The following is a 15371-nucleotide window of genomic DNA, read 5'->3' on the forward strand; positions in this document are numbered from 1 at the left end:
TCCACCTTTTCATCCCTTATTTAAGACCGTTCGTCACAAACGCAAAAATTTTTTCTGATAGCGTTTAAATTTTCAATTGGCTATATATCAATCACTTAATTCAAAACCAGTAATATTCTAAGCAAGTTATTTTGTTTTCTATGGTATTGTGTATTGCATAGTAGTATAAATTCCCTATCTTTACATTGTAATTATCAAAAACCACCATTCACCATGATTAAGTATCGTTTTATTCATAAAGCTCACTTGCCATGAATATAGATAACACAACGTCACAGATGAGAAAGGGGGTGCTTGAGTTCTGCATCCTGTCGATCATCAAGCAAGGAGAAGCTTATCCTTCAGACATTATCGAAAAAATGAAAGAAGCAAAGCTGGACATCCTGGAGGGCACCCTTTACCCACTGCTCACACGACTTAAAAACGCAGAATTACTTACTTACCGATGGGTTGAAAGTAATTCAGGTCCCCCGAGGAAATATTTTTCCATGACCGATAAAGGAGAACTCTTTTACAAGGAACTGGAAACGACATGGAACGAGCTGGCCAATGCAGTAACACAGCTTACAAGTCAATAACATTACTACTACCATCCAATAACCAAAACCTAAAATAGAGCATCGAAATGAAAAAGATCATTAACATAAACCTGGCCGGCCGCCTTATCGCTATCGAGGATAGTGCATATGAGATATTGCGGCAGTACCTGGAAAGCTTGTCGCGGTATTTCGCCCGCGAAGAGGGTGGGGATGAGATTGTGAGTGATATTGAGAGCCGCATTGCCGAGCTTTTCCTAAATAAATTAAAAACAACACACTGTATCACAGACGAAGACGTGCAGGCCGTAAAAGCCTCCATGGGTACGCCTGAACAGTTTGATCAGGTAGAGGAAGGTAGTGGCAAGCAACAGCAGCCAGCCAACGATCCTGCATATGAATCTATCCGCCCCCGCAAAAGGCTGTACCGCGATCCGGACGCCAAAGTACTGGGTGGTGTGTGTGGTGGCCTTGGCGCTTACCTCAACGTAGATCCGGTGGTGTTCCGTATCATCTTTGCCCTGCTGGCCATCGGTGGATTCGGCTCCGGTATCTTAGTATACTTCATTCTTTGGATTGTAACCCCTGAGGCAAACACTGCGGCTGAAAAGCTGCAGATGAGAGGAGAAAAGGTAGACGTAAATAATATACGTGCTACTGTACAGGACGAGATCAACGCTGCTAAAGGCCATTTCAAGAACTTTGGGAACGATGTTAAAAATTTTTCTCAGGGCCGCGGAAGGCAAGTTGGTAACGACATCGAAAGAGCTTTTCGTAACATCTTTGAAGCGTTAGGAAAAGTACTCCTGTTACTGACCAAGGGATTCTTCTATTTTCTTGCGGTTGTGATCCTTATCTCGCTGATCAGCGTAGGAATTGGCATCACCGCATCTTCCGCGGCCCTCTACCCTTTGAAAAACCTGATCCTGTCAGGTGCTACACAAAATCTGTTACTCTGGTGCTCGATTCTGTTCCTCGTAGGTATTCCTATCGTGGCGCTGATCATGTTCTTTGTCCGCAAGGCTACCGGTATCAAGGAGACCAACCGCTATGTAGGATATACGCTGAGCCTGTTATGGTTCGCTGGTCTGATCTGCGCAGTGGCCCTGATTACCTCTGTAATAAGAGATTTCAGGACAGGTCCCGGAAGAATTTTAAAAGAAAATTACGCCCTCGTGCAACCTTCCAATGGAAAGTTAGTCATTAAACAGGCGGAAGATTATACCAATATCGATGATATCGACTTTTTCGGGGATGCACTGCGTGTGACAGAAGACACCGTTATCATCAATTCCGCCAGAATAAGACTGGAGAAAAGTGATAGTGACAGTTTCGAGGTGTATATAGAACGCTATTCCCGCGGACGTACCGTTGCTCAGGCAAGAGCGCTTGCAAAACAAATTCAGTATCAGCTGGAACAAAGAGATTCAATTCTCTACGTACCATCAGGTATTTCAATTCCGGCGAACTCCAAATTCAGAGGACAGCATATCCGGGTGATTGTGAAAGTGCCTGCCAATAAGAAGGTACAGATGGACAGAAATCTGGAATATTCTCATGGATGGGACTTCAATGACGACTGGGATGAATTTGGCCGTAACCGCGACAGGGGTCACGTCGAAATCAAAATGAATGAAGACGGATCTTCAGTAGATATGGATCATAACAATGATTCCGATCGTGAGGAGAATGATAATAATGACAACAACGGGGATAACAGAGAAAATAAAGCGGACTCCCTGGAAAGAAATTACCGCTATAAAGGTGGAAAACAGGAAAATAAAACGCCTGTTGACAATAGTGGCTCCAACAGCACTCCCGCTGCAAAGACAAGTGAAGCAGCAATGGACGTAGTGAGCACTATCGGATACAGTTTATATAAACTCGTTAAGTGATGAGAAATGTGTGTTAAAGATTAAACTTTGTCATCACAATAAGTTCAATAGTTACAGAAACACTGACCACGGTTTTTACCGTGGTTTTTTTTTAACGGATCTTTTTCCCGATCCGATTCCCCGCCTCCTGTATTTAATCATAACTTTGCGCTTTTAAACCGTTTATCAGGATAAGGCTAAGGAATGCAGGCAACAAAAAAAGCTACGATCAATATCGCGTTGGTAGGGAATCCGAATAGTGGGAAAAGTTCGCTCTTTAATGCGCTGACAGGTCTGAACCAGAAAGTCAGCAATTTTCCGGGAGTTACTGTTGATAAAAAGACAGGGGCGGCTACTATTTCGTCCGCACTCCAGGCCAATATTATCGATCTGCCGGGAACCTATAGCCTGTATCCTAAAAGCGCGGACGAGTTTGTTACCTATGATGTACTCGTCAATCCTGCCGCTGATGAACAACCGGACATGATCCTCATCATCGCCGACGCCTCCAACCTGAAACGTAACCTGCTCTTCTGTTCCCAGATCATGGACCTGAAAATTCCGGTGATTATCGGTCTTACCATGATGGACATCGCCCGCAAAAAAGGTGTTGAAATAGACGAAGCCGGTCTTGAAAGAGAACTGGGGGTACCTATCGTGAGCATCAATCCCCGGAAAAATAAAGGTGTGACGGAGCTGAAGAAGATGATTGATCTGGTAGCTAAAGAAAAACAATCCGTAGCCCCGAGAGATTTCATTGACAGTCAGGCATTAGCGCCGGAAGTGATTCAGGAAATCAAAAAGTATGTACAGGTGAAAAGCGATTATGCAGCTATGCATATTGCTGTGAACCACCACGAACTGGCATTTCTGAACGGCGGACAAAAACTCGCCGTCACCAATATCCTGCAAACGCACCAGTTCAATAAAACCAAGGTACAGGCGGAAGAGATCATGCAGCGTTATGCAAGGATCAAGCACATCATGAAAAATACCGTGGTGGAGGCCGATCCTTTGCAGAAACAGTTACAAACCGAGAAACTCGATAATATATTACTCCACCGCTTCTGGGGATACATGATCCTGCTGGGTATCATGTTCTTTATGTTCCAGAGCATTTTCTGGCTGGCATCCTTTCCGATGGATTGGATCGAAGCCGGTTTTGGCTGGTTAAGCGGCTGGCTTACAGGCGTATTACCCGCCAATCAGCTGACAGATATTCTGGTCAATGGGGTGGTTGCCGGTCTGGGGGGAATAGCCGTGTTCGTCCCTCAGATCATGATCCTCTTTGCTTTTATTACCGTGCTGGAAGATACCGGTTATATGGCGAGGATCAGTTTTCTGACAGACAGACTGATGCGTCAGGTAGGATTGAACGGTAAATCAGTAATGCCGTTAATCAGTGGTGTTGCCTGTGCCGTACCGGCTATCATGGCAACCAGAAACATTGAAAACAGAAAAGAACGCCTGATCACCATCCTCATTACACCATTAATGAGTTGCTCAGCACGTTTGCCTATCTACACCGTAATGATTGCCCTCGTTATTCCGGACAGACCTGTATTCGGCTTTTTGAGCCTGCAGGGACTGGTGATGATGGGGCTGTATCTGCTAGGTTTTGTGATGGCATTGTTTATCGCTGCTATATTGAAGTTGTTTATCAAGATAAAGGAGAAGAGCTATTTCATTATGGAACTGCCGGTATACCGTGCGCCCCGCTGGGCAAACGTGGGTACTACCATGGTGCAGAAAGCAAAGATCTTTATTACAGATGCGGGTAAGGTGATTATGGTGATCTCCATCATACTTTGGTTCCTTGCCTCTTTCGGACCTAAAGACAGAATGGAAAAGGTGACAGCGCATTATGAACAGCTGAAGACGGCTCATCCGGAACAAAGCGAAGCGCTGGACATGGAAATGCAATCTGAAAAACTGGGTAATTCCTATGCAGGAGTACTGGGGCATGCGATTGAACCGGTTATCCGTCCGCTGGGCTATGACTGGAAGATCGGTATTGCGCTGATTACGTCTTTTGCGGCACGTGAGGTATTTGTTGGGACAATGGCTACGCTGTATAGTGTCGGAGAGTCTGCGGAAGATAATGACGCCACCCTGAGAGAAAAAATGACCAATGCGACCTGGAAGGATGGTCGCCCGGTATATACACTGGCAAGTGGTGTTTCACTGATGTTGTTCTATGCTTTTGCGATGCAGTGTATGAGTACACTGGCTATTGTGAAGAGAGAGACCAAATCATGGAAAATGCCCGCAATACAGTTCGTATATATGACAGCCCTTGCATATATCTCAGCCCTGATAGCCTTCCAGTTGCTGAATTAACCGTACTGATAAGCGCTACGCAGTGAAATAACTTATATTGCAGTATAACAGATAAGGTATGAAAATATTCATCCAGAGTTTGCTGCTCTTCATAACCGTTGCCGTACAGGCACAAACCCCAATCGATTCTACACAACTGGTCAACGACGTAAAAACGCTTTCATCTGATAAATATGAAGGCAGAATGGTGGGTACCCGGGGCAGCCGGCAGGCACAGTTCTATCTCATTTCCCGATTCCGCGAGATCGGGTTACAACCTTTTCATAATACATTCGAATACCCGTTTTACTTTTCGGATGGGGATAAGCAGATCATGGGTACAAACCTGTTTGGGTATATCAAGGGTACATCAGACGCTGCTATTGTGGTGACCGCCCATTATGACCACCTTGGTATCAGGCATGATGCAGGAGGCAAGGACAGTATTTTCAACGGTGCAGATGATAATGCTTCCGGCATTGGCGGATTGCTGTCACTGATGACCTATTATAAAAAACACCCGCCACGTCATACTATTATTTTCGCCGCGCTGGATGGAGAAGAGGCGGGATTACAGGGGGCAAAGGCGTTTGTGAAGCAGCCTCCGGTTCCATCATCTCAGATGGTACTGAATATCAATATGGATATGATCGGCCGGAATGATAAGCAGGAATTGTATGTCTGCGGATTGGCACAGTTTCCGGAACTTAAACCTTATGTAGACGCTGGCGTGGCAGCAGGAAATGCAATCAGATTATTGTCAGGACATGACAGGAAAGAAGAAGGCGCCGGCAACTGGTTAAATCAGAGCGACCATTATGAATTTTATAAACTAAAGATTCCATTCCTTTATTTCGGTGTGGAAGATCATCCTGATTATCATCGGGTATCAGATGAATTTTCCGGTATTCAACCTGCCTTTTATTACCACGCGGTATTGAAGGTCCTGAGTGTACTGGAATCGGCGGATAAAGGGTTGCAATAACGGGTCAGGGCGCCTTCCAGTGTGAGGGCTGCCAGTGCTTCTCCGACCAGACCTTTCCATCTCTTTTGTGCGGCAGGATCTTGTCCGTGATTGGTTTCCCGGTCATAAGCTTCCTGTAACTTATTCATTTCCCGGAAAGACTCAATGTATTGATACTGAATGATGCTGTCGAAGTCTTCGGCGGTGAGCTCCATAGATTTTATACGCTGTTGAAAACGGAGGGCTACCAGCCATGTAATGTCAAAGTGTAATTGCTCGTGTTCTAAAGCGTAATTATCACGTGCGAATGATTTTACCCAGGAAGCACCTTTTATAAAGAAGACCTGAAGGGTCAGATTTATCTGCAAGGTGTCTTTCTTATGGAGGCTGCTGCCTTCGTAAGCGAAACTGGTATATGAAACTGCTGCACTGGGACCGCGCAGGGGAGGGGTAGCTTTGAAATCAGACCATTGCAATTTGCGGTGTGGCTGATAAAAGAGGCTGTCAGAATCCGGGTCTTCCGGCCTGCGGTCAGGTGTGAAGACGATTTTTATGATAGTAACAGGGGGTGTTTCCTTTGGCTGAGCGGCAGGAAACAGCAAAGTACACCATATGAGTTGCAGGAATAAAAACATAGCACCCGTTCAGAATTAAAGGTACATTTTTTCGTAACTTACAATCTACCAAAACAATCGCACTATGTACGGTGGCGGATATATTTATGATGATTCCGGCAGATCCTGGCAGCAGGAAGAACAGCTGCAGGATGATCCTGTTAAACTGGCGGCGTTTGAAGCGCGTATTGCCCGTGGAGAAAAAATTGAGCCCGGCGACTGGATGCCGGCAGAATATCGCAGACAGCTGATCAGATTAATTGAGCAGCATGCTCATTCAGAGATAATAGGCGCTTTGCCGGAAGGCACCTGGATCACAAGGGCTCCCGGATTTAAGCGGAAACTGGCGCTGATAGCAAAAGTGCAGGATGAGATCGGACACGGACAGTTATTGTATAATGCAGCGGAGACGCTGGGTAAATCGCGGGAGGCCATGATCAATGACCTGCTGAGCGGCAAATCCAAATACTCCAATGTGTTTAATTACCCGGCCGAAACCTGGGCAGATGTGACCGTGATCGGGTTTCTGATAGATGCAGCAGCTATTGTGAATCAAGTGGCTAATGCTAAAGGCTCATACGGACCTTATTGCCGTGCGCTGGAGAGGATCTGTTACGAAGAGAGTTTCCATCTGAAGCAGGGACACGATGCTTTTATCGAGTTGGCAACTGGTACTGCTGCACAGAAAGCGATGTTGCAGGATGCACTGAACCGCTGGTGGCAGCCGATTATGCATTTCTTCGGTCCACCGGATAAAGTGTCTGCCCATAGTGAAAAGCTCATGCAATGGAAAGTGAAAATGGCCAGCAATGATGATATGCGTAATCAGTTTCTGGATGCCTATGTGCCCAAGATATGGGAGTTAGGACTGACATTACCCGATCCGCTGTTGAAAAAGAATACGGATACCGGCAAATGGGAGTTTTCAGACCCGGACTGGGACCTGTTTTTTGAAGTGATCAAAGGTAATGGGCCTTGTAATAAAGAGAGGCTGGACGTACGCAAATGGGCGGAAGAACATGGACGCTGGATCCGGAAAGCGCTCATGCGGCAGGAAGAGAGAGAACGTACGGCATTGCCGGTCGCATAAGTATAGCAAAGTAAATCAGATTGTTCCCCGGGATTAACAGACAAGTACCACGTTTTATGAATGAATCACTGGATCCACGTGTTAACCGGCTACGGTTAAATAATAGTGACGGCTCCTTCAGTATAGAAGAAGGAGAAAACTGGAATGTATTCGAAGTATTTCATCAGGAAAAAAGAGGCGCGCACCATGAACATGTCGGTTGTGTACATGCTCCGGACGCAAACCTTGCATTGATTTTTGCCAAAGAACAGTTTGGCCGCAGGAAAAAATGTGTGAATCTATGGGTGGTACGCAGTGCAGATATACTTGCATTCGACCTTGAAGATGAAGACATGTTTGCCAACAATCCGGATAAAACATACCGGGATGCCAGCGGATTTAAGGTCATGGATAAAATCAACAAATTTAAAGCACAGTCAAAATAGCTCCCCATATCCCAATGCAATCAGAACAAGCATTACCCGAACTGCTCATCAAAATGGCGGATGATGAACTCATAATTGGCCATCGCAATTCAGAATGGACTGGCTTAGGACCGGTCATGGAAGAAGATATTGCATTCTCCTCTATGGCACAGGACAAGATCGGCCATGCCTGGGCACTGTATCGTATACTACAGGAGCATTTCAATGGCAGCGATCCCGATCAGTTTGCATTTATGAGAGAAGCAGCAGATTTCAAATGTTCCCAACTGGCTGAAATGCCAATCACTTCTTATGATTTCAGTCTGATGCGGCACTTTCTGTTTGATCATGCAGAGACCGTACGCTACCAGTCTTTTTCACAGAGCAGTTTTACGCCACTACAGCAACTGGCGGCGAAAATAAAAGGAGAGTTAAAGTATCATACACTACACGCAGATGCGTGGATACTGCAACTCTGCGCCGCAGGAGCAGAAAGTAAAGGACGGATGCAACAGGCACTGGATAATTGCTTCCAGCTGGCAGGCGGCATTTTTGAACAAGGAGAAGCAGAGGAAGTGTTGATTGCTGAAAAGATATATCCCGGTGAAGCGGCGTTATATCAACAATGGCTGAACAATATATCACCCGTTATAGAAAAAGCCGGACTTACCCTGCCGCAAATGACCGCACCGGTTTATGGCGGACGTAAAGGACAGCATACAGAACATCTGCAACAATTATTAAACGAAATGGGAGAAGTATTCCGGCTGGATCCGGAAGCTACCTGGTAGAAAAAAACGGATATGCAAACAATTACCACATTACAGGCTGTTTACAATGCCCTTGACCACGTTATGGACCCTGAAATCCCTGTACTGAGCGTACTCGAGCTGGGTATGATCACAGATGTAAAGGTTGATCTGGAAGGGGTACACGTTAAAATGATCCCTACTTTTTCTGCATGCCCGGCTATCGATGTTATCAAAGAGAACATCGCGAGTGCAGTAGAAAGAGAGCTGCAGATGCCCGCTATAGTTACAGTTGACAAAGAGGTGAACTGGAACAGCAATCGTCTGACGGAGACCGCAAAAGAGAAGTTACGTAACTATGGTATTGCTCCTCCCGGCAAACATGAAGGCGAGGTAAACCTTGATATGCTGATCAAAGTGAGTTGTCCACATTGCGGTAGTGAAAACACCTATCTGCGTTCTCCATTTGGATCTGCACTTTGCAGAGCGCTGCATTTCTGCAAGGAATGCGGGATGATGTTTGAACAGTTCAAACCGCTCTCATAAGGATACACATATATATGTCCTTATTATTCACTACTTTCACGCTCAAAAAACCGGGGCATGAAGATAGGCTTGTATTTGGATCATTTAATCCTGTACATACCGGACACCTGATAATAGCGAATTATATAGCATACAATTCAGACCTTGATAAAGTATGGTTAGTGGTTTCACCACAAAACCCATTAAAACCAGCTGGATCATTATTGAATGAGCATACCCGTTTTCATCTGGTGGAACTGGCCATTAAGGACGAACCCAAATTAAGAGCAAGCAATATCGAATTTTCGCTGCCCAGACCTTCTTTTACCATAGATACACTGACTTATCTGTCAGAGAAATTTCCCACGCAGGAGTTCGTCATTATTATGGGAAGTGATAGCTTCAAGAACATTACCCGTTGGAAAAATTATCAGCACATCATCAAACATTACCCCATCTGTGTGTATCTGCGCCCCGGTCATGAAGTGACAGAGACGCATGGTGCACAGGTAGAAATATTAAAGGCCCCCATGCTGGATATTTCTTCTACTGATATCCGTAAGTGGATACAGGAAGGAAAGCCTATCCGTTATATGGTGCCGGATAATGTGGCGGCCTATATCGCAGAGAATAATTATTATAAATAACTCACTGTTTGATACGCACTTCGCGCTTCTTTGTAAAGAATTCATTTGAGTAGATCTCCAGTAGCAGGATAAACATGGAGATCAGTAAAGGACCAAAGATCAATCCTATAAAACCGAAGAGATTCACACCTATCAGCACGCCGAACACAGTAATCAAAGGATGCACATCTCCGATCCTTTTGGCTAACACAAAGCGGAATATATTATCTGAAGTGCCTACAACCGCAAAGCCATATACCAGTATACCAATGCCCTGCCATGTCATACCGGTACCAATCAGATAAAGTCCCATAGGCACATATACAGCAGCCGCGCCTACTACAGGCAGCATAGCGGTGAAACAGGTGACTGCAAACCAGAAAACCGGCTGTGGTACCTGAAAAATAAAGTATCCGATAATAGATACCACACCTTGAATGAGTGCAATAGCGGGGATCCCGACAGCATTGGCAATCACCAGTTTATGGAATTCTGTCCCCAGACGGAGTACGTTCTCATCTTTCAAAGGAATATATTCATACAACCATGCTTCCATCTCTCTGGCGTTTACAAGCATGAAGTACAAAATGAAATAGAGTATAGCGATGGCTGTTAGTGTATTGAAAGTGGCGCCCAGCAAGGTTGGCAAAACAGAAGTGAGGTAACCCTGCAGGCGTTCCAGTTTCACCTGTGACAGCACATCGAAGTTGGTGGAGTCTTTTATACGAAGGTTCAGCTTTTCGATACCGGCGACCATTTCCTGCGAGTGGGAAACTGCATATCCTATCTTATCTGTAAGCATATTGATCAGCATACCAAAAGGTAGCAGGACGATGATGAAGGAGAGGAACATCAGCAGGGCGGCAGCGAGACTCTTTTTCCAGTTACGTTTTTCTACCAGCCTGAACATGAATTTCCTGCTTAGTATATACATGGTAACAGCGCCGAGAAATCCGGGGAAAAATGTATACAATTCTTTAAAAAGTACATACGCCAGTAGCAGAATGATAAGCAGAAAGCTAACTTGTTTTATACGCTCGTTGTCTATTACGCTCATGAGGTTAAGGTTATTCTGTCAAGAGATATAGCTATCGTGCAAAAAGAATACCGTTCACGGCAATATTTTCATGTACTATAAAACTAAACTATTAATGGCTGTAAAGTGTTTAAACAGTGCAGATTATTGAACATGTATCAGTAATAAATAAATATTCTTTAACAGTTATCGTAAGGAGATCGGAATTATTGGAATAATGTTTGTTTTCTGTACAGTACGATTGTAAAATCATTGTTCACTTTAAAAAACTTTATTTTATGGCAAGCAACAGTTCAAAAGCAGTTGTATCATTCATTGTTGGCGCAGCAGTAGGAGTAGCAGTTGGCTATTTTCTGAATTCTGACAAGAAAGATGAATTGGTAGATAAACTGAAATTCCAGGCAGATAAGCTGAAAGACAAGTTCAAGAAGAAAAAGGAACAATATGAGGATGCATTGGAAAATGAGTTAGCATAACCCTTGCTTGTACAAAAAAAATTTGCATGGAAGATAATTTCGGCAATTACTTCAATCAGACCGGCAAGGTTGCAAAGGAATACCTTGAAACCCGATTGGACCTGATTAAGCTTCAGGCAGCAGGAAAGCTATCGAAGGCCCTTGGGCTCTTCTTTTCATTGATACTGGCTTTCCTGCTGTTCTTTTTCGTTATCGTATTCCTTGGCATGGTGCTGGGATTCTGGATCGGTGAAATGACCAACAGTTTTACATTAGGATTTTCCTGCTCGGCGGGCCTGTTTGTAATACTACTGGGTATTATATTGGTCTTCAGAAAACCGCTCGTTCAAATCCCTTTATCCAATATGCTGGTGAAGGAATTGTTGAATGAGATGGAAGTGGAGGAGAAGGATGATGAAGAAAAAGAAGCCAATGCGGTGAAGAAGTCTGAAGATGAAGAAGAGGAAGAATTATACGAACAACTATAACAACGTTCAAAGCATTCATGATAAACTTTTACACATGCCCAAGGTGAAAGTAACGAGCCAGGACCTGTTACAAAAAGAAATTATCCGCCTGAAAAAACGTTCCCGTGCCCTTGAAAATGAGCTGGGAAACAGGGTGGAGCATCTTAAAGGTAACTATGGAAAAATGGCATTGAATTCCGTTATCCCGGGAAGCGCGAAACATTCGGGCGTACTGGGCATAGTAGGACGTGTCGCAAAAGTTGCCTGGCAGAGCGGCAGTTTCAAATCATTCACGACCAGTGCATTAATGACGGCACTGGAGTTTGCAGGCGTCCGTTTGGGCATTAACCTGTTTGACAAATTCCGTAAAAGCCGCAGCAAGAAGAAAAAGGCAAAAGCTGCGGCCGAAAGGCAAGAAGAAGATTAGAAAAAGGTTTGTTATCCCCAAACCTTTGTTCCTTCACTACAGTTAGCGCAAATATCAATATTGGCGCGTCCTTTCTGAATCTGTGTTCTGAATTGAATATACTTATCGTTGTGCCACAACTCTTTCAGAGACTCTTTCTTGAGATCTCCCAATTTGTGTTGTGCATCCTTGTCAAAGCAACAAGGAACTACGAGTCCATCCCAGGTAATAACAGGAGCGTGCCATAAGCGCCAGCAATGGTTACCCATCTTATTTTTGATAGCGTAGGTGCCATCTTCATTGCGATGATAACGGCTGTATTTATCAATGGTAGGAATCAGGCGGTTGCCTTCTTCATAATCATATACCTGTGCGGTTTTAAAACGTACTTCATCTACACCAATCTCTTTTGCCAGCAGTTTAATGTCTTCGATCTGGTGTTCATTTGGTTTCACAACCAGAAACTGGAAGAACACAAAGGGTGTTTTTGACTTCAGTTCTTTTTTCCACTTCACAATATTCTTTGCACCCTGAATGACTTTATCGAGATTACCACCCACACGATATTGTGTATATACATCTTGAGTAGTACCGTCAATCGAGATGATCAATCTGTCCAGACCACTTTCCACTGTTTTACGGGCATTTTCATCTGTCATGTAATGCGCGTTGGTAGAGGTCGCGGTATAGATACCTTTGTCATGTGCATACTTCACCATTTCGAGGAAGCCCGGATTCAGATAGGGTTCTCCCTGAAAGTAGAAGATCAGGTATAATAGTTCTTTATAGATCTCATCGATGGTCTTCCTGAAAAAGTCCTGCTGCAGCATACCCGTAGGGCGGGTAAAAGCGCGGAGACCACTTGGGCATTCCGGACATCTCAGGTTACAGGATGTTGTCGGTTCAAAAGACACGGATATTGGATAACCCCATTGTATAGGCTTACCAGTCCACTTGCTTACAAAATAACTACTCAGTACCTTACCGGCGTTCCAGGCGCGGCGGAGCGTGAACTTAGAAAGCAGATTGAGGCTATCATTAAGATTAAATTCTGGCATAACAACATCACTTATTATTGTAAAAATAAGATAACTACGCGGGTTATGTATAATAATAATTATACTTGCTGTGAAATTTGGAAAACCTTCCTATTTAATGCGAAAGCTGAATCAGTTTAAAAGTGTCAAAACTCCGAATTAAGAAGTCCAGGCGTCTGGTTTTCGTCTTTTTATTCCTCCTATGTCTGGCTGCTGGTGGCTGGCTATGGTGGCTGGACAAAGAAGATGCCATCAATTTTGTACGATACGAAGAATTTGGTATTGATATGCCAGTGAATTATTCCATTCATGGAATAGATGTATCGAAGTTTCAGAAAAATATCAACTGGTCCGCCGTAGAGCAGATGCAGGTGGACAGAATCCATATATCATTTGCATTCATTAAGGCCACTGAGGGGATCACCCGTCAGGATGCTTCATTTAAAACGAACTGGCAGAAAGCGAAGAAAGCCGGAATCGTACGTGGGGCCTATCATTTCTTTTATTCCACAAGAGATCCGCTGAAGCAGGTGATTAATTTTCAGAATGTAGTACAGCTTGAATCAGGCGACTTACCACCTGTGCTGGATATAGAGGTGCATAATAACCAGCCTGCTGCTGTGATCCGTTCTACTGCGAGGATCTGGTTGGAGGAAATGGAAAAGGCATACGGTGTTAAGCCGATCATTTATACCAACATACACTTTTACGAGACCTATCTTGGAGAAGAGTTTGACAAGTATCCATTGTGGCTGGCGCATTATTACCAGAAAGAACGACCTTCGACAAAGAGACAGTGGTTATTCTGGCAGCACAGCGATATAGGCAGGGTGAACGGTATCCGTACAACCGTTGACTTTAACGTATTCAGAGGGGACAGCCTGGCACTGCGGAAACTATGTCTTCCTTAATTCATCAAAAAAGAGCAGATATGGAATCACAGGAGCCGCAACAGGACAGGAAAGAACCATTTGATATGAGGATCGTGCAATATTTCGTGAGAATAATGCGGACGGTATTCCTCTTCTTTTTCTGGATGATGATCAATGTTTTCCTTGGGTTATATTTAGGCTTTGCCATTCCGGAAGAATCGACACCCGGAAGAATGATTTTCTTTTATAGCTGGTTTGTGCTTTCCCTTGCAGGGTATCTGTTTATTGTGATAAGGATGTGGCGAAAGGGGGGTAAGGTACAGGACAACTATGAATAAAAAAGAAAGTGATCAATCATGAAGATTTACACATCGAACTTCCGTTCTCAGTAAAGTCACAATTGATCACTATAAACCTTACAGCAACGTCGTCTGTTGCAAATATGCCTGTTGCATACCTTTTATGATGCGGGCAACATCTTCCTCAGACTTTCCCGTTTTACGTTCAAGTCTGACATACAGCTCCCTTTCCTTACCTCTTTCAAACACTAAATCTTCGTCTGAAAGTTCTGTAAAACGCTGTTTCAGCAGTTTTTTCAGTACCGACCACTGGTATCCCCGGATGTTCATAGTAGCATTTTTATAATTGTTATTGAATTTATATGTAGTAGTAATATCCAAGTTGCCAATTTTCGATTCCTGTTCCGTGTCAATCCTTCAGGGTAACTGTCATGAATTGCTGAGGTATAACTATCGTGGTTATCAACACGGGCGGAATATATAATGTTCAAAGTCTATGCCATCTGCGGGTAATCAAAATGTTAAAAAAAGATAAGCTCTTCTACCGCATTTCCTTTGCAGTAGCCTGTTTGTACTTGAATGAGTAGTTTTTATAGGGTGTTTTTGACTGCTAAAAAAACTGCTAAAACGTATAGGCAGTACGTTGTGCAATCTATTGCACCAGCCACGGCTACTACCATGATGTGGAGGATGCTGCACATAGCTTACAACGTTTTGGGGCGCATTTTGTGGAAAGCATTACTCAGAACTATAATAGAATGCCCAATTATCAAGGATTTGACAGCTGGAACAGACTTTGCAAAGTATAAAGTGTAACCGACAAGCAAACATTCTAAAACGGAACATATGCTAAGTGAAAAAGAAAAAGACGATAAGAAGTCTTCTGAAGAGTATAATCAGCCGGAACAGCATCCCGTTGAAGTGTTAAAAACAAGTAAAGCAGATAATTCCCGCAATCCGCTGCACGGAGATCTCTCCGAAGAACCTGAAAAGGAAAATGCAGTGGTGCGCGATCAAGATAATAAAGACTAAATCGTTACCATAGATTTATTAGATTAACCTTAATATCCAACTGAGGAAAAACGAATTAGTAAAACT

19 protein-coding genes are annotated in these 15371 nt (G+C 43.9%); 15 read left to right on the plus strand and 4 right to left on the minus strand.

The window, feature by feature from the left end:
- Nucleotides 1-251 precede the first annotated feature (251 nt).
- From FEF09_RS00960 to FEF09_RS00975, 4 genes are all read left to right on the plus strand, one after another.
- Nucleotides 252-578 (plus strand): PadR family transcriptional regulator, encoded by a 327-nt coding sequence (locus tag FEF09_RS00960; RefSeq protein WP_146303003.1) that lies wholly within the window; start codon nucleotides 252-254, stop codon nucleotides 576-578.
- A gap of 47 nt (nucleotides 579-625) precedes the next feature.
- Nucleotides 626-2431 (plus strand): PspC domain-containing protein, encoded by a 1806-nt coding sequence (locus FEF09_RS00965; protein ID WP_146303005.1) that lies wholly within the window; start codon nucleotides 626-628, stop codon nucleotides 2429-2431.
- Between the two features lie 183 nt (nucleotides 2432-2614).
- On the plus strand, nucleotides 2615-4750 hold the full coding sequence (feoB, locus tag FEF09_RS00970) for a ferrous iron transport protein B (protein WP_146303007.1): 2136 nt from the start codon (nucleotides 2615-2617) through the stop codon (nucleotides 4748-4750).
- Nucleotides 4751-4808: 58 nt separating this feature from the next.
- A complete protein-coding gene (locus FEF09_RS00975; RefSeq protein ID WP_146303009.1) occupies nucleotides 4809-5714 on the plus strand; it encodes a M28 family peptidase in 906 nt (301 codons plus the stop codon).
- On the opposite strand, the gene FEF09_RS00980 is transcribed toward FEF09_RS00975, so the two are convergent.
- Nucleotides 5654-6328 carry a hypothetical protein gene (locus FEF09_RS00980; protein WP_146303011.1) on the minus strand — a complete coding sequence of 225 codons (675 nt, stop codon included), beginning with the start codon at nucleotides 6326-6328 and terminating at the stop codon, nucleotides 5654-5656. The two genes, FEF09_RS00975 and FEF09_RS00980, sit on opposite strands and share 61 nt — an antisense overlap.
- 64 nt (nucleotides 6329-6392) lie before the next feature.
- Between FEF09_RS00980 and paaA the strand changes: the two genes are divergently transcribed.
- The 5 genes from paaA to nadD are packed head-to-tail and all read left to right on the plus strand — an operon-like array spanning nucleotide 6393 to nucleotide 9722.
- A complete protein-coding gene (gene paaA / locus FEF09_RS00985) occupies nucleotides 6393-7397 on the plus strand; it encodes a 1,2-phenylacetyl-CoA epoxidase subunit PaaA (RefSeq protein WP_146303013.1) in 1005 nt (334 codons plus the stop codon).
- Nucleotides 7398-7453: 56 nt separating this feature from the next.
- Nucleotides 7454-7822, plus strand: a complete 369-nt coding sequence (locus tag FEF09_RS00990) for a 1,2-phenylacetyl-CoA epoxidase subunit B (RefSeq protein WP_146303015.1) — start codon at nucleotides 7454-7456, stop codon at nucleotides 7820-7822.
- 14 nt (nucleotides 7823-7836) lie between these two features.
- Nucleotides 7837-8592, plus strand: a complete 756-nt coding sequence (gene paaC, locus FEF09_RS00995; protein WP_146303017.1) for a 1,2-phenylacetyl-CoA epoxidase subunit PaaC — start codon at nucleotides 7837-7839, stop codon at nucleotides 8590-8592.
- 12 nt (nucleotides 8593-8604) lie between these two features.
- Nucleotides 8605-9096: a 1,2-phenylacetyl-CoA epoxidase subunit PaaD gene (gene paaD, locus FEF09_RS01000; protein WP_146303019.1), complete on the plus strand. Its 492-nt coding sequence runs from the start codon at nucleotides 8605-8607 to the stop codon at nucleotides 9094-9096.
- Between the two features lie 14 nt (nucleotides 9097-9110).
- Complete coding sequence (gene nadD, locus FEF09_RS01005) at nucleotides 9111-9722, plus strand: nicotinate (nicotinamide) nucleotide adenylyltransferase (RefSeq protein WP_146303021.1); 612 nt, start codon at nucleotides 9111-9113, stop codon at nucleotides 9720-9722.
- Nucleotide 9723: 1 nt separating this feature from the next.
- On the opposite strand, the gene FEF09_RS01010 is transcribed toward nadD, so the two are convergent.
- Nucleotides 9724-10758, minus strand: coding sequence for an AI-2E family transporter (locus FEF09_RS01010; RefSeq protein ID WP_146303023.1), 1035 nt, complete (start codon nucleotides 10756-10758; stop codon nucleotides 9724-9726).
- A 257-nt stretch (nucleotides 10759-11015) separates the two neighbouring features.
- Between FEF09_RS01010 and FEF09_RS01015 the strand changes: the two genes are divergently transcribed.
- From FEF09_RS01015 to FEF09_RS01025, 3 genes are read left to right on the plus strand one after another with little or no spacing between them, the layout of a single operon-like run.
- Nucleotides 11016-11213 (plus strand): YtxH domain-containing protein, encoded by a 198-nt coding sequence (locus FEF09_RS01015; protein ID WP_146303025.1) that lies wholly within the window; start codon nucleotides 11016-11018, stop codon nucleotides 11211-11213.
- Between the two features lie 26 nt (nucleotides 11214-11239).
- Complete coding sequence (locus tag FEF09_RS01020; protein ID WP_146303027.1) at nucleotides 11240-11680, plus strand: hypothetical protein; 441 nt, start codon at nucleotides 11240-11242, stop codon at nucleotides 11678-11680.
- 34 nt (nucleotides 11681-11714) lie between these two features.
- A complete protein-coding gene (locus FEF09_RS01025) occupies nucleotides 11715-12086 on the plus strand; it encodes a hypothetical protein (protein WP_146303029.1) in 372 nt (123 codons plus the stop codon).
- Nucleotides 12087-12097: 11 nt separating this feature from the next.
- Here FEF09_RS01025 and FEF09_RS01030 read toward each other — a convergent pair whose 3' ends face one another.
- Nucleotides 12098-13123 carry an SPASM domain-containing protein gene (locus tag FEF09_RS01030; RefSeq protein WP_146303031.1) on the minus strand — a complete coding sequence of 342 codons (1026 nt, stop codon included), beginning with the start codon at nucleotides 13121-13123 and terminating at the stop codon, nucleotides 12098-12100.
- A gap of 122 nt (nucleotides 13124-13245) precedes the next feature.
- Between FEF09_RS01030 and FEF09_RS01035 the strand changes: the two genes are divergently transcribed.
- Both FEF09_RS01035 and FEF09_RS01040 read left to right on the plus strand, forming a co-directional pair.
- Nucleotides 13246-14013, plus strand: coding sequence for a glycoside hydrolase family 25 protein (locus FEF09_RS01035; protein ID WP_089810574.1), 768 nt, complete (start codon nucleotides 13246-13248; stop codon nucleotides 14011-14013).
- A 20-nt stretch (nucleotides 14014-14033) separates the two neighbouring features.
- The gene (locus FEF09_RS01040; RefSeq protein WP_146303033.1) at nucleotides 14034-14312 is read left to right on the plus strand and encodes a hypothetical protein; all 279 of its coding nucleotides are present in this window, start codon (nucleotides 14034-14036) and stop codon (nucleotides 14310-14312) included.
- A gap of 78 nt (nucleotides 14313-14390) precedes the next feature.
- Here FEF09_RS01040 and FEF09_RS01045 read toward each other — a convergent pair whose 3' ends face one another.
- Complete coding sequence (locus tag FEF09_RS01045) at nucleotides 14391-14603, minus strand: hypothetical protein (RefSeq protein ID WP_012788473.1); 213 nt, start codon at nucleotides 14601-14603, stop codon at nucleotides 14391-14393.
- Nucleotides 14604-15119: 516 nt separating this feature from the next.
- On the opposite strand from FEF09_RS01045, the gene FEF09_RS01050 reads away from it, so the two are divergent.
- Nucleotides 15120-15305, plus strand: a complete 186-nt coding sequence (locus FEF09_RS01050; protein WP_146303035.1) for a hypothetical protein — start codon at nucleotides 15120-15122, stop codon at nucleotides 15303-15305.
- Nucleotides 15306-15371: the final 66 nt, after the last annotated feature.

It is taken from the genome of Chitinophaga pinensis, assembly GCF_007896845.1.
GTDB classification, from domain to species: Bacteria; Bacteroidota; Bacteroidia; order Chitinophagales; family Chitinophagaceae; genus Chitinophaga; species Chitinophaga pinensis_C.

Coding starts and splice junctions, on each gene's coding strand:
- FEF09_RS01045 (WP_012788473.1), bottom strand. CDS start 14,603: ATGAACATCCGGGGATACCAGTGGTCGGTACTGAAAAAACTGCTGAAA.
- paaD (WP_146303019.1), top strand. CDS start 8,605: ATGCAAACAATTACCACATTACAGGCTGTTTACAATGCCCTTGACCAC.
- FEF09_RS01010 (WP_146303023.1), bottom strand. CDS start 10,758: ATGAGCGTAATAGACAACGAGCGTATAAAACAAGTTAGCTTTCTGCTT.
- FEF09_RS00975 (WP_146303009.1), top strand. CDS start 4,809: ATGAAAATATTCATCCAGAGTTTGCTGCTCTTCATAACCGTTGCCGTA.
- FEF09_RS01040 (WP_146303033.1), top strand. CDS start 14,034: ATGGAATCACAGGAGCCGCAACAGGACAGGAAAGAACCATTTGATATG.
- feoB (WP_146303007.1), top strand. CDS start 2,615: ATGCAGGCAACAAAAAAAGCTACGATCAATATCGCGTTGGTAGGGAAT.
- FEF09_RS00990 (WP_146303015.1), top strand. CDS start 7,454: ATGAATGAATCACTGGATCCACGTGTTAACCGGCTACGGTTAAATAAT.
- FEF09_RS01015 (WP_146303025.1), top strand. CDS start 11,016: ATGGCAAGCAACAGTTCAAAAGCAGTTGTATCATTCATTGTTGGCGCA.
- FEF09_RS01050 (WP_146303035.1), top strand. CDS start 15,120: ATGCTAAGTGAAAAAGAAAAAGACGATAAGAAGTCTTCTGAAGAGTAT.
- FEF09_RS01030 (WP_146303031.1), bottom strand. CDS start 13,123: ATGCCAGAATTTAATCTTAATGATAGCCTCAATCTGCTTTCTAAGTTC.
- FEF09_RS01020 (WP_146303027.1), top strand. CDS start 11,240: ATGGAAGATAATTTCGGCAATTACTTCAATCAGACCGGCAAGGTTGCA.
- FEF09_RS00960 (WP_146303003.1), top strand. CDS start 252: ATGAATATAGATAACACAACGTCACAGATGAGAAAGGGGGTGCTTGAG.
- FEF09_RS00980 (WP_146303011.1), bottom strand. CDS start 6,328: ATGTTTTTATTCCTGCAACTCATATGGTGTACTTTGCTGTTTCCTGCC.
- nadD (WP_146303021.1), top strand. CDS start 9,111: ATGTCCTTATTATTCACTACTTTCACGCTCAAAAAACCGGGGCATGAA.
- paaC (WP_146303017.1), top strand. CDS start 7,837: ATGCAATCAGAACAAGCATTACCCGAACTGCTCATCAAAATGGCGGAT.
- FEF09_RS01025 (WP_146303029.1), top strand. CDS start 11,715: ATGCCCAAGGTGAAAGTAACGAGCCAGGACCTGTTACAAAAAGAAATT.
- paaA (WP_146303013.1), top strand. CDS start 6,393: ATGTACGGTGGCGGATATATTTATGATGATTCCGGCAGATCCTGGCAG.
- FEF09_RS00965 (WP_146303005.1), top strand. CDS start 626: ATGAAAAAGATCATTAACATAAACCTGGCCGGCCGCCTTATCGCTATC.